A 12863-nucleotide genomic window follows, 5' to 3' on the forward strand; every position below is an offset into this window, starting at 1 on the left:
GGTTTCACCGCCTATACGCTGCTATGCAGCGCAAATTCTCGCTTATGGCAGAACGCCATATACAAATCCTACAAAAACATCTTGTTGTAATCAAGCTTACCAATTCGTTTTTGTAGATTTGTGCATGGCTGAACTGTTACACAAAATCCACTGTATTCATAATTACAGCTAAACACTAGTATACCAGATCCGGAAATTTTTATTCCAACGCTTCTTGCATACTAATTTTTTACCTGAATCATGTTCCTAAGTTCTGCTCTGTATATTTTTTTTATTATTTACAATACTATCCTTATCCGCATATCAATTATGCAACCAAATTTTAGAGGTGAGTTTATGGATAAATTAGAAAAAATGAAACAAGAAAAGCAATATGAAACATATGTCAAAAAGAAAACACCGCGGCACAATGTCTTGCTCAATATGCTGAAGGCATTTATAACAGGGGGTATTATCTGTACCATAGGTCAGATGATCTACAATTATTGTGAAATGCTTGGATTATCTAAAAAAGACTGTGGAAGCTGGACCTCCTTAATCTTAGTTCTGATCAGTGTAATCCTTACGGGAATCAATTTATATCCGAAAGTCGCCAAATGGGGCGGCGCCGGCGCACTCGTTCCGATTACCGGATTTGCCAACTCTGTTGCGGCTCCCGCAATCGAATACAAAAAAGAAGGGCAGGTTTTTGGAATAGGATGTAAAATATTTACCATTGCAGGTCCGGTAATTCTATACGGAATCTTCACAAGCTGGATACTAGGATTTCTGTATTGGATAGGGACAATAACAGGAATTGCATAAATCTCCTTTTACCGAATAAAAATGATATTTTAAATAATAGTGTCGTTTTTTCTTCTCCATCATACTATATATCGATACCAAAAATGGAGATTTTAAAATGTATAATCAATTTCAGAACAACTCAAAAAAGCCAGAGCATTGCGATAAATGCAAGAAACATGTTCACGAATTCCTTGGCAGCACCGCTATATTCTCAGAATGTAACGGATGCCACAACCATCGGTTTGCAGCCGTATCAGGAGAGGAAATTCACATGGGGGACACCCATATTCATGAAATAAAATTCCGAACAGATTTTTCTGACGGACATTTCCATGAATTCTGCGGTAAATCCGGTCCTGCTATCTACGTAGGAGACGGCAAGCACATTCATTTTGCAAGTGCCTGCACAGAAGAATGCGATGGGCACAAGCACAAGTTTCAGGCTGCTTCACTGATTAACAGCCCGACAGACTTCAAGAAAAAATGTGACTAAGAGACTATCCGGGCAATGAAACTCTCTTTCGGGTAATCGTTCAGCACAGGACTTTCATTTACTGCAAAGTTCGTAAAAACATGTGATAAAAAAATAGAATCCGCCCTATGTTAAATTCACCATAGGGCGGATTCTGTAACAGTTCAGCCGGAAGGAGAAACTGTTCATCAACCGGACAGATTTTCTGACTGTACTGATTTTTCAAGTTCTCTGTCATACAGATCTCTTGCCTATTGTTGTATTCCTCTCATAGTCAACTGGATGCGCTTCTTCTTCAAATCCACGCTCATAACCTTTACATCTACAATATCGCCTACACTCAATGCCTCTAACGGGTGTTTGATGTAACGGTCCGTAATCTGTGAAATATGTACAAGTCCGTCTTGATGAACTCCGATATCCACGAAAACACCAAAGTCAATGACGTTACGCACGGTTCCTTTTAGAATCATGCCCTCTTTTAAGTCCTTCATCTCCAGTACATCGGTACGAAGAATTGGTTTCGGCATTTCCTCACGCGGGTCACGCGCTGGTTTCTCCAGTTCTTTCACGATATCCCGCAGGGTAATCTCTCCAATTCCAAGCTCTTCTGCCAGTTTCTTATAATCCTTTATCGTCAATGATAAGCCAGTCAGATTGCCTCCGGAAATATCCTCTAACGTAAATCCCTGCTTCTTCAGCAATTTTTCAGCCGCCTCGTAGGATTCCGGGTGAACGCCCGTTGCATCTAAAGGATTGATTCCTTCCTGAATCCGCAAAAATCCGGCGCACTGCTCAAATGCCTTCGGTCCTAACTTCGCCACCTTCAGCAGTCCGCGGCGGTCTATAAAGCGTCCGTTCTCCTCTCTGTATGCCACAATATTTTTAGCAACTGCACTGCTGATACCGGAAATATAAGACAACAGCGGGGCAGATGCCGTATTTAAGTCCACGCCGACTTTATTTACACAGTCCTCTACGACCCCATTCAGGGATTCGCCCAGCTTCTTCTGATTCATGTCGTGCTGATACTGACCCACACCGATGGATTTCGGATCGATCTTAACCAGTTCTGCCAGCGGATCCTGTAAACGTCTTGCAATTGATGCCGCACTCCTCTGTCCCACATCAAACTTCGGAAATTCTTCTGTTGCCAGCTTGCTCGCAGAATACACAGAAGCTCCCGCTTCATTGACGATCACATACTGTACCTTTTCAGGAATCTCTTTTAACAATTCTACAATAAACTGTTCTGACTCTCTGGACGCAGTTCCGTTTCCGAGGGAAATCAATGACACGTTATACTTCGGAATGATCTTTTTCAATAAGTCCTTAGATGCCTGTATCTTAGCCGGAGTAGTCGGCGCAGTAGGATAAATAACTGTTGTACCCAGTACCTTTCCTGTGGCATCTACTACTGCCAGCTTACACCCGGTACGAAATGCCGGATCCCATCCCAGAACAACCTTACCTGCGATCGGGGGCTGCATAAGAAGCTGATGAAGATTTTTTCCAAACACTTCGATCGCTCCGTCTTCCGCCTTCTCTGTCAGTTCATTCCGAATCTCACGCTCAATAGCCGGAGCGATCAGACGCTTGTAGCTGTCCTCTGCCACAGCTATAAGCGCCGGGCTTGTATACGGATTATCTTTATGTATAATCTGTTTTTGCAGATATCTCAGGATATCCTCTTCCGGCGCCTCTATCTTCACTGTCAGGAACTTCTCTTTTTCACCGCGGTTCAATGCCAGTATACGGTGTCCTGCCAGCTTGGAAAGAGGTTCTTCAAATTCGTAATACATCTCATAAACAGATTCTGCCTCTTCATCCTTTGCAGTAGAAATCACTTTTCCCTTCTGTATAGTCTGTTTCCGGATCCAACTTCGGTAATCTGCTTCATCTGAAATTGACTCTGCAATAATGTCCATTGCGCCTGCCAATGCTTCTCCTGCAGATTTTACTTCTTTTTCCTCGGATATGTATTTCTCTGCTTCTGTTTCCAGCGGTTCTTTTGCCTGCTGTAAAGTAATAAACGCGGCCAGCGGTTCTAATCCCTTTTCCTTTGCGATCGTTGCACGGGTACGGCGCTTCGGACGGTATGGACGGTACAGATCTTCCACAACCACTAATGTCTCCGCCGCCAGAATCTGTACTTTCAGTTCTTCAGTAAGCTTGCCCTGTTCTTCAATACTGGACAATACCTGCTCTTTTTTCTCTTCCAGATTCCGCAGATACAGAAGTCTCTCATGGAGCTTACGGAGCTGTTCATCATTCAATGAACCCGTAGCTTCCTTTCTGTATCTTGAAATGAACGGAATCGTATTTCCCTCGTCGATCAACTGCACGGCTGCATCTACCTGCCAGCGTTTTACTTCAAGTTCCTCTGCCAGTTTCTGATTAATATCCATTTGTTTCCTGCTCCCTTATTTCTGTTTTGATTTCTTCCGGCTGACTGTACCTGATCTCTGTAAGTACCAGCCCCTGCGGCGGCGCCGTTACACCTGCCGCATCCCGGTTCTTTGCTTCCAAAATCTCTTTCACCTGCTCCGGTGTGTAAAATCCTCTTCCTACACGCAGAAGCGTTCCGACAATAATCCGAACCATATTGTATAGGAATCCGCTGCCGCGGATCCGAAATACCAGTTCCCCGCCGTTTTGTTCTATTGTCAGATCATAAATGGTACGAACCGTAGTTTTTACATTTTTATGAATGCTGCAAAAGCTCACAAAATCATGCTCTCCAACTAGATACTGTGCTGCTTTACGCATTTTTTCAATATCCAGCCGATAGGACACATGATAGGTCGTGTGACGTCTTGTCGGCTCTGGAACTTCTGCATTCCAGATATGATATTCATATGTCTTCATGCAGTCCTGGTACCTAGGATGCCAGTCCGATGGAACTTCCTCCGACCTGACGATCACAATATCCTCTGGAAGCTTCCGGTTCAATGCATATGCCATACGCTCTGCCGGAATCGGAGAACTGGTATCAAAGACCGCCACATTTCCCCTTGCATGCACACCGGAATCTGTCCGGCTCGCCCCGATCACTGTGATCTGCTCTCCTGTCATTTCTGACAGTTTTCGATTCAGCACTTCTTCAATTGTAATCCCGTTAGGCTGAACCTGCCAGCCGCAGTAATCTGTGCCGTCATAGGCAACTGTCAATTTCACTCGTTTCATTTTATCTCATCTCTTTCATCAAAAAATCCACAGTTTAAATGCCACGAAGTGACCGATGACAACTACCGCAATCATATACAGGATCGTCACCGTATATGCCATATAATCCGTTCCTCTATAAATCAGCGGTTTCATCTTCGTTCTTCCGTCTCCTCCGTGATAACATCTCGCTTCCATCGCCATTGCCAGATCGTTTGCACGGCGAAACGCGGATACAAACAGAGGAACCAGAATCGGAACCATTGCCTTCGTCCTCTGAATCAGATTCCCACTCTCCATATCTGCGCCGCGGGCAATCTGTGCCTTCATAATCTTATCGGTCTCTTCCAGCAAGATTGGAATAAACCGCAGTGCAATGGACATCATCATTGCCACCTCATGCACCGGACAGTGAATCTTATTCAGCGGATGCAGAAGTTTCTCGATTCCATCCGTCAACATATTCGGAGTGGTTGTCAGTGTCATCAAAGAAGAACCAATGATCAGATAAATCAGGCGGATCGCCATAAACACACAAGTTCGCAGTCCATTTTCATAAATGCGGATAAAACCAATGTGTACCAGTTCCTCTCCGCCCTTTGTCAGAAACAGATTCATCACCACTGTAAACATCAGCAGAATAACGATTGCCTTCAATCCCTTTACAATAAACTTGAGCGGTACTTTACTGATTTTGATCACAGCCGCTAAAAATACGGTTGCGATCATATATCCTAAAAAGCTGTTCTGTACAAAAAGAGACACCAGAAATATCAGAGTGCAGACAATCTTCACTCTGGGATCTAAGCGATGTATCAAACTGTTTGCCGGATAATATTGTCCGATTGTAATATCTCTAATCATGAAAACTCCTCATTATCTCTTCTGCTGCTTCTTCTATCGTTGTAGCATCCGTATTTACGGTCAGCCCCTCTTCTTTCAGATCATGCATAATATAAGTCACCTGCGGCGCTGCCAGTCCTACCTGTTCCAGCTCCCGGTAATACGCAAACACTTCCTTTGGTATGCCTTCCAGCATTTTTTCACCATGATTCATCACGAGAATCCGATCCACATATTTTGCAATATCCTCCATGCTGTGAGACACAAGAATAACCGTCATTCCTGTGCGCTCATGCAAGTGTGCGATCTGATCAAGAATCTCGTCCCGCCCTTTCGGATCCAGCCCCGCAGTCGGCTCATCTAAAATCAGCACCTGCGGCTGCATTGCCAAAACACCCGCAATTGCTGCGCGCCGCTTTTGTCCGCCGGATAATTCAAAAGGAGACTGCCTGTAATATTTTTCAGGAAACCCTACAAGCTCAAGAGCTTCTCTTGCACGCTTTTCACATTCTTCCTTGGACAGCCCCTGATTCTTTGGTCCGAAACACACATCCGTAAATACATCCACCTCAAAAAGCTGGTGCTCGGGATATTGGAATACCAGTCCCACCTGACTGCGGAGCTGCTTCATGTTGTATCCGTCTGCGTAAATATTTTCCCCGTTGTAATTCAGTTCCCCGGATGTCGCTCTGATCAATCCGTTAAAATGCTGAATTAATGTGGACTTCCCCGAACCTGTATGTCCGATAATCCCCATAAACTGTCCGTCCGGAATAACCAGATTGATATCCTTTAGCGCATGCTTTTCGTATGCTGTTCCCGGACTGTAAATATAATTGATATGTTTCAGTTCAATTGCCATTAATATCTCACCCGTTTTATTTCAACTTCTGTTTACTGCTGTCATATATTACATTTTCACATCTCTGTTCTTCCGGCTTTTCCATAAATCTACGGTATATTTCACCAGTTCCTCTCTTCGCAAAATGCCTCTTGGAAGTCCCAGTCCACGTTTTCGTAATTCCTCCGCCAGCATCGTTACTTGCGGAACATCCAGATGATATTTCTTCAATTCATCCACCTGACTGAAGATTTCGCGTGGAGTTCCCTGCATCACAACATGTCCGCTGTCCATGACATACACTTTATCTGCATCAATGACTTCTTCCATATAATGTGTAATCAGAATCACTGTCACATGCTTCCGTTTCCGCAGTTCCTGTACCGTCTCCAGCACTTCCTTTCGTCCATTAGGATCCAGCATAGCAGTCGGCTCATCTAATACGATACACTGCGGAGTCATTGCGATCACTCCTGCAATCGCCACACGCTGCTTCTGCCCGCCGGACAGCTTATTGGGGGAGTGAGTACGATACTCAATCATACCAACTGCCCTTAAGCTCTCTTCCACGCGCGTCCAGATCTCATCTGTGGGGACACCCAGATTTTCCGGACCAAATCCTACATCCTCTTCCACCACAGTTCCGATGATCTGATTATCTGGATTCTGAAATACCATGCCCGCAGACTGCCGGACACTCATCAGCTCTTCCGGTTTTCTCGTATCTCGTCCGTTCACCCACATGACGCCGCCTGTCGGCACAAGGATTGCGTTGATATGCTTCGCAAGGGTAGATTTGCCCGAGCCGTTATGCCCGAGAATCGCAACAAACTGCCCCGGTTCTACATCAATATCTACTTCATCGATTGCCCGGTTCATGCCGATCACATTTCCTTCATCATCCCGTTTTTCATATTCATAAACAAGCTCTTCTGCCTGTACCATGTTCATAGATTCTGTCCTTTCATCTGTTTCCCATTTTACAGTTATTATCAACAGGTTTTATTTTAGTGTATCAGATAGTTTTTTGCAAGTATCTGTAATTTCTTTTTTTTGCTTGACAAGAAGTCCGAAAACGGACTATAATCTTTCTTAGAAGCACATTAGTCCGATTTCGGACTTTTGTATTATAGCCTCGTGCACTGACTTAAAATACAAAAGTGTGTTTCATGAATCAATTATAAAAAGCAGCGGCGTATAAAGCTTTTTTTCGTGTAGAAGGGACGTGGTACTATGAATGAATATATGATGAGCAAAAGGCTTTTTGAATACAATTCGATCATCAAGGAAAATGAAGATATTTACCGCCGGATCGCCAAACTGTTTGGCTTTTCTGAGTGTACTCTCTGGATCCTTTATTCTCTGCGGGAGGATAATACCTCGCTGACCCAGCGAGAACTGTGCAATACGCTAAGCCAGCCAAAGCAGACGATTAATTCTGCATTGAAAAAACTGGAAGCTGACGGTTATCTGGAGCTTTCTTCCAAAGAGGACCGGCGCCGCAAGCAGATACGGCTGACTGAAAAGGGGGAAACCCTTGCCAGACAGACAGTAGATAAGGTCATTGCTCTTGAAAATCTTACCTTTGATACATTTACCGAAGAGGAACAAGAACAGTTTCTGCACCTCTTCCGCAAATATACTGATAATTTGAAAATTAATTTAACAGAAAGGAATTTGAAATGAGAATTCAGCTATCCGAACATTTTACTTATTCAAAATTATTTCGATTCTGTCTGCCTTCCATTGTAATGATGGTATTCACGTCTATTTACGGCGTGGTGGACGGACTGTTTATTTCTAACTTCGTAGGAAAAGTACCTTTTGCCGCAGTCAATCTGGTCATGCCATTTATCATGATGATCGGCGGAATTGGTTTTATGATCGGAACGGGAGGAAGCGCCCTTGTCGGCAAAACACTGGGTGAGGGTAAACCGGAGCTTGCCAACCGCTATTTTACAATGATGGTGAATTTATCCGTGATCTGCGGACTGACCCTTGCTGTCATCGGAACTCTCCTGATCCGCCCGATCTCTATCTTGCTTGGCGCAACCGACGCGATGCTGGACTATTGCGTCATTTACGGCAGTATTGCCCTGATTTTTAATACAACCTTTATTCTTCAAAATGTATTCCAGAGCTTTTTCGTTGTGGCACAGAAGCCAAAACTGGGATTATTTGTTATGCTTCTTGCAGGATTCACTAATATGGCTCTTGATGCATTGTTTATCGCCGTCTTTCATTGGGGCGTGGCAGGTGCTGCCTTAGCAACTGCCCTGAGCGAATGTGTGGGCGGACTTTTCGGACTGATTTATTTCCTGCGTCCGAATACCAGCCTTCTGCGTCTCGTCAAAACAAAAATGGAATCAAAAATTTTGCTGAAGGCATGTGGAAACGGATCTTCTGAATTGATGACTAATATTTCCACTTCCCTCGTCAGTATGCTGTATAATTTCCAGCTTCTGCGTTTTGCAGGTGAAAACGGCGTCGCTACTTACGGTGTGCTGATGTATATGCAGTTTGTATTCAATGCAATGTTTATCGGCTACACAATCGGAACTTCACCAATCATCAGCTACAACTATGGAGCCGGCAACCATAGCGAGCTGAGAAATATGCTTCGGAAAGGATTGCTTATCATGAGTGTTGCGGGATGTGTGATGATGGTTCTGGCACAGACTCTGGCGGGACCACTGGCAAATATTTTCGTTGGTTATGATCCAGACCTGTTTGAAATGACCAGGCATGCCTTCAAGGTATTCTCCTTTGCGTTCATCCTTACCGGACTGAATATATTTGCATCTGCATTCTTCACGGCGCTGAACAATGGTGCGATTTCTGCGGCGATAGCTTTCTTGAGAACACTTGTGTTCCAAATGTCCTCCGTACTGCTGCTGCCGTTCCTTTTTGGCATCGACGGAATCTGGCTGGCAATCATCGTCGCCGAAGTCTGTGCGTGCATCGTATCCGGCAGCCTGATATATAAGAACCGTAAAAGATATCATTATGCATAACAATGTACTGCCGTTTTTATCATATAACAAGTGCGGTACAGTATGTGTACTTACTGCTACATACTGTACCGCACTTGTTCTGCTGACAGATATTAATCCACGTTATTCCATAATATATTCATCCCGTATTTTCTTCAAAACAGAATCTATGTCTCAGGCTTTTTCCGGTTCTTCATATGTCTCGCCAAAAGTCTCAGCCGATACTTTCTTCATCACCTGCGGCTCCATCGGCTTGTCTCCCCAGCTTGTCGGAGTCTCTGCAATCTTATTTACCACATCCATACCTTCTGTAATCTTTCCAAATGCAGCATAAGCTCCATCCAGATGCGGTGATTTTTCATGCATGATAAAGAACTGGGAACCTGCGGAATCCGGATGCATTGCACGTGCCATAGACAGCACTCCCGGATCATGTGCCAGATTGTTCTCGAATCCATTCTGTGAAAACTCACCTTTGATCTGATATCCCGGACCGCCCATTCCGGTTCCGTCCGGGCATCCGCCCTGAATCATAAAGCCACGGATCACACGGTGGAAAATCAGACCGTCATAATATCCCTTGTTTACAAGTGACACAAAGTTCCTTACTGTATTCGGCGCAATCTCCGGATACAGCTCTGCTTTCATTATGTCTCCGTTTTCCATTTCAAATGTTACGATTGGATTTGCCATAATATCATTCCTCTTTTCTTTTTATATACCATGATCCTACTACATCATAGTTCTTGCACAAGAATCAAATATCACCGTTTTTTTTCTTGATTCTTTGCGTCTGCGTATATTCTACCATGGTTTTATATATTTTTAAAGCCTAAGAGGAAAAAGAAAAGCTTTCCAAAATAGCGGCTGTTACTCTTCCCACGGCATCTTGCACTGTTCTGCAAGATGTCCGGCCAATGAAATGATGACAGCGATTTATCCAGCCCCGCACATTCTTGCATTTGTCGTGTCTTGGGAGTTTTTTTGTATGTATTTTAAACAAAGATAGTGGTACATCAATCCCACAACATCGCTTATACAATACTTCTCAATGGTTGTTTGGTTCATAAATCTATCACTCCTTTTCGTTTGATAAATTTATGATACTATCAGTAAGAAAGAAAAAGGTAAATAATGTTCTGTAGGGATGACACTAACCGCAGTTTTCTGGATGACTTGCTTCCTTGGTCACCGAATCTTCCAGCGAACTGCCGGAAGTCCGGTAAAGAAGAAATGAAATAAGACTGGAGCAAATCTGTCTCTATCATGCAGGTTTGCTCCAGTTTTGTATAGGTAGGACTATCTACCGTTTACCCTTTGTCGTGCCTGCCTAGCCATTTGCTGATGTTGCAACAAACAGCCCCTCCCGCTACCGGATATAGGTTGGACAACACTGGCATTATAACATATGGGTAGATAATCTTCTATCACTTTTGGAAGAGCTTTACAATTCGGATTGTGTTTGGCACAATCCGGCAAACCAGAATCCTCCACCAGAATAGTATCGCATCACATAACAACATAAGGAACCTGGATTTCCGTATCCGTCCCAACCATGAAGGTTTTAGCATTTCCATATTTATAATCCACATTCAACAAGACTCAAATCAGTCCACTGGACTGTTTTATCGCATGCTTGGCAACCAAAACTAATAGAAAACTGTCGTTTCAGTTATAAAGTATTGATAGAAGTGAGAAAAATGATATCGTATATAATATAATTTAAAGGGACAGAGACACATTAAAAGGAGGTGGGTTTTTATGATTAAAAATATTCAAAAAGGAATATAGACACAATACCTAATTCATGGCAGGTTCCATATCATCTCTGATGATATAGCCACGCCGTCTCATTAAATTAAGCACCAGTGATTCCGTCAGAACTTTCGATTCGTTCACAGGTCGTGATTCAAGAAAACCATCTGCTGTATATGGCTTTAAATCTGAGAGTATGTGCCAGATAGCGGTCAGGAGCATACGGCAGATTGCAATGATGGCTTTCTTATGACCACGGTGCGATTTAATGCGCTTATAACGGTTGGTTATTTCAGGATGTTTTTTGAAACGCATTAAACCATTCGCAATTTGTACCTGAATTGGTTTAAAATAAGTACCAGCACAGGAAATTCGAGTTGATTTGATTCTTTTGTTGCTTTGGTCATTGCGGACAACATCCTGCCCATGAAACGAGGTGCTTAGCTGTGGGGAAGACAGACATATCACCACCAATTTCAGATAGGATTTGAATGGCAGTCATAGGATTTTTGTCAAATCCCGGTATGGTGCGGATTAGATCAACAGCGGCCTGAATTTCTTCGATTGGTGTTTTGTACCAGCCATCTACAAAAGGTGTAACATCAAATATTTCCCCGGAATGAGCGAGCATATGTTCTATAGTGTGTCAGTCTTATAGGAAAATTATATCAGGAAATTTAAGATAACGAAAGTCCGAGAGGGGTTTCATAACCCCATCGGTGCCTTTCGCAGAAAGATGGATTATAAGTATGAAAAAAATTGTAACAATGTTATTGATTGGTTTACTATGCTTTAATGGAATTTTAGAAGTATCGGCGAAAGATGATGAAATGTCAAGAGACAAAGTGATGGAAGTGCATAGAGTTAGTTATACTACGTACGATGCGAATGGGAACATAACGGAAAGGGGCGATTTGCCTATTGATGAACATGAAATTAACACAAGGGATTATTGGGGAACCAGAATAATAGAATGTGGTGGATATATGATTTTGCATAGTCAAGATACTGGCTTTCCTTATTTTTTGGTTGCAGGAGCACAAGTAAATATGCAATTTGGATTGAACAGAAATGCGATGATTGCATCGGGGATAAAAAAAAGCTCAGGTGAGTACCTTGCCAGTGTAAGAGGGCTTACCGGAGGGCGATCACATTCAGCAGTTGTACAACAAACTGGAGATTATTATGGGTATATTCGTAATGATGATTCTAGTGCCATAACTGTTAATTACGTTAGTTTTTCAACAAATTATTAGGTAGTATTATAATAGATATGAGCGATTTCTAGCAGAACGAAACTTAATTGAGAAAATCTTGAGCTTTCAAAAACACTTAATTACAAGGAGGCATTTTGATGAAAAAAATACCAAATAGGATTAGAGTAATAGTGATGGTTTTAACGTTTTTTATAAGTTTAAAATGCGTAATGGTAACATATGCGGAAGATTGTGAAACAGGAAATGCACAATCTACTTATTTTGAAATTTATGATAAGGATGGAAACTTAAAATCAGAAGGGTATTTACCGGCAAATGAGGATGAAGCAAAAAAAGAAATGCAAACAAGAGGAACAATGGGATTCCCTTCGCGCACGTTAAGCAATGGGGACGTGATGCAGTGCTATCAGTCAGGCAATATGAAATTTGTTGTGAATGAAGGTGATTTTTTAAGTATGACATTTGGATTGGACAGAACGGCATATATCTATTCTGGCATCGCAGAATGGAGTGGAATAGAACATATAGCAACAAGTGGAGGTCTGACAGCAGGGCGTTCTCACAACGGTCGTGCAGTAAGTCATGCGGCATATTATGGTTTTATACGTAATGCATCCACTGAACCGGTTACGGTTATGTTCGCAAACTTTACAAATCCATATTTACAGTGAGTGTTATAAAATATATTTTAAGGTAATATAGATAAAGCGAATATATAAAATAGAAAGAGTTTTTTCAGAAGGAGGCGGATTGGAGATGAATGGAAAATTACCCAAAAAAGCAGCAATTGT

Annotated in this window: 12 protein-coding genes and 1 pseudogene; 6 read left to right on the plus strand and 7 right to left on the minus strand. The window is 42.7% G+C overall.

What is annotated here, in order from left to right; genetic code table 11:
- Window positions 1-336 precede the first annotated feature (336 nt).
- Both spoVAC and NFS18_RS17895 read left to right on the plus strand, forming a co-directional pair.
- Window positions 337-804, plus strand: a complete 468-nt coding sequence (gene spoVAC / locus NFS18_RS17890) for a stage V sporulation protein AC (protein WP_251392716.1) — start codon at window positions 337-339, stop codon at window positions 802-804.
- Window positions 805-901: 97 nt separating this feature from the next.
- Entirely contained in the window at window positions 902-1279 is a 378-nt protein-coding gene (locus NFS18_RS17895; protein WP_251392718.1) for a YmaF family protein, read from the plus strand.
- Between the two features lie 230 nt (window positions 1280-1509).
- On the opposite strand, the gene NFS18_RS17900 is transcribed toward NFS18_RS17895, so the two are convergent.
- Genes NFS18_RS17900 through NFS18_RS17920 form a run of 5 tightly spaced genes read right to left on the minus strand, consistent with a single transcriptional unit; the run spans window position 1510 to window position 7058 of the window.
- Window positions 1510-3666 (minus strand): Tex family protein, encoded by a 2157-nt coding sequence (locus NFS18_RS17900; RefSeq protein WP_251392720.1) that lies wholly within the window; start codon window positions 3664-3666, stop codon window positions 1510-1512.
- Entirely contained in the window at window positions 3656-4444 is a 789-nt protein-coding gene (truA, locus tag NFS18_RS17905; RefSeq protein WP_251392723.1) for a tRNA pseudouridine(38-40) synthase TruA, read from the minus strand. Before truA ends, NFS18_RS17900 begins: the two co-directional genes overlap by 11 nt.
- Before the next feature lie 18 nt (window positions 4445-4462).
- On the minus strand, window positions 4463-5287 hold the full coding sequence (locus NFS18_RS17910) for an energy-coupling factor transporter transmembrane component T family protein (RefSeq protein WP_251392724.1): 825 nt from the start codon (window positions 5285-5287) through the stop codon (window positions 4463-4465).
- On the minus strand, window positions 5280-6128 hold the full coding sequence (locus NFS18_RS17915) for an energy-coupling factor transporter ATPase (protein WP_251392727.1): 849 nt from the start codon (window positions 6126-6128) through the stop codon (window positions 5280-5282). Before NFS18_RS17915 ends, NFS18_RS17910 begins: the two co-directional genes overlap by 8 nt.
- 48 nt (window positions 6129-6176) lie before the next feature.
- Window positions 6177-7058, minus strand: a complete 882-nt coding sequence (locus tag NFS18_RS17920; RefSeq protein ID WP_251392730.1) for an energy-coupling factor transporter ATPase — start codon at window positions 7056-7058, stop codon at window positions 6177-6179.
- A gap of 282 nt (window positions 7059-7340) precedes the next feature.
- Between NFS18_RS17920 and NFS18_RS17925 the strand changes: the two genes are divergently transcribed.
- Both NFS18_RS17925 and NFS18_RS17930 read left to right on the plus strand, forming a co-directional pair.
- Window positions 7341-7793 (plus strand): MarR family winged helix-turn-helix transcriptional regulator, encoded by a 453-nt coding sequence (locus NFS18_RS17925; protein WP_251392735.1) that lies wholly within the window; start codon window positions 7341-7343, stop codon window positions 7791-7793.
- Window positions 7790-9121: an MATE family efflux transporter gene (locus NFS18_RS17930; protein WP_251392736.1), complete on the plus strand. Its 1332-nt coding sequence runs from the start codon at window positions 7790-7792 to the stop codon at window positions 9119-9121. Before NFS18_RS17925 ends, NFS18_RS17930 begins: the two co-directional genes overlap by 4 nt.
- Window positions 9122-9274: 153 nt before the next feature.
- Here the strand turns inward: NFS18_RS17930 and NFS18_RS17935 are convergent, their stop codons facing one another.
- The gene (locus NFS18_RS17935) at window positions 9275-9793 is read right to left on the minus strand and encodes a peptidylprolyl isomerase (RefSeq protein ID WP_251392738.1); all 519 of its coding nucleotides are present in this window, start codon (window positions 9791-9793) and stop codon (window positions 9275-9277) included.
- 1107 nt (window positions 9794-10900) lie between these two features.
- Window positions 10901-11492, minus strand: a pseudogene (locus tag NFS18_RS20015) (transposase); the annotation flags it as partial.
- 112 nt (window positions 11493-11604) lie between these two features.
- On the opposite strand from NFS18_RS20015, the gene NFS18_RS17945 reads away from it, so the two are divergent.
- Together NFS18_RS17945 and NFS18_RS17950 are read left to right on the plus strand one after the other, a co-directional pair.
- The gene (locus NFS18_RS17945) at window positions 11605-12111 is read left to right on the plus strand and encodes a hypothetical protein (RefSeq protein WP_251392741.1); all 507 of its coding nucleotides are present in this window, start codon (window positions 11605-11607) and stop codon (window positions 12109-12111) included.
- Window positions 12112-12206: 95 nt separating this feature from the next.
- Complete coding sequence (locus NFS18_RS17950) at window positions 12207-12743, plus strand: hypothetical protein (RefSeq protein WP_251392743.1); 537 nt, start codon at window positions 12207-12209, stop codon at window positions 12741-12743.
- Window positions 12744-12863: the final 120 nt, after the last annotated feature.

This window comes from Mediterraneibacter agrestimuris (assembly GCF_943193195.1).
GTDB classification, from domain to species: Bacteria; Bacillota; Clostridia; order Lachnospirales; family Lachnospiraceae; genus Schaedlerella; species Schaedlerella agrestimuris.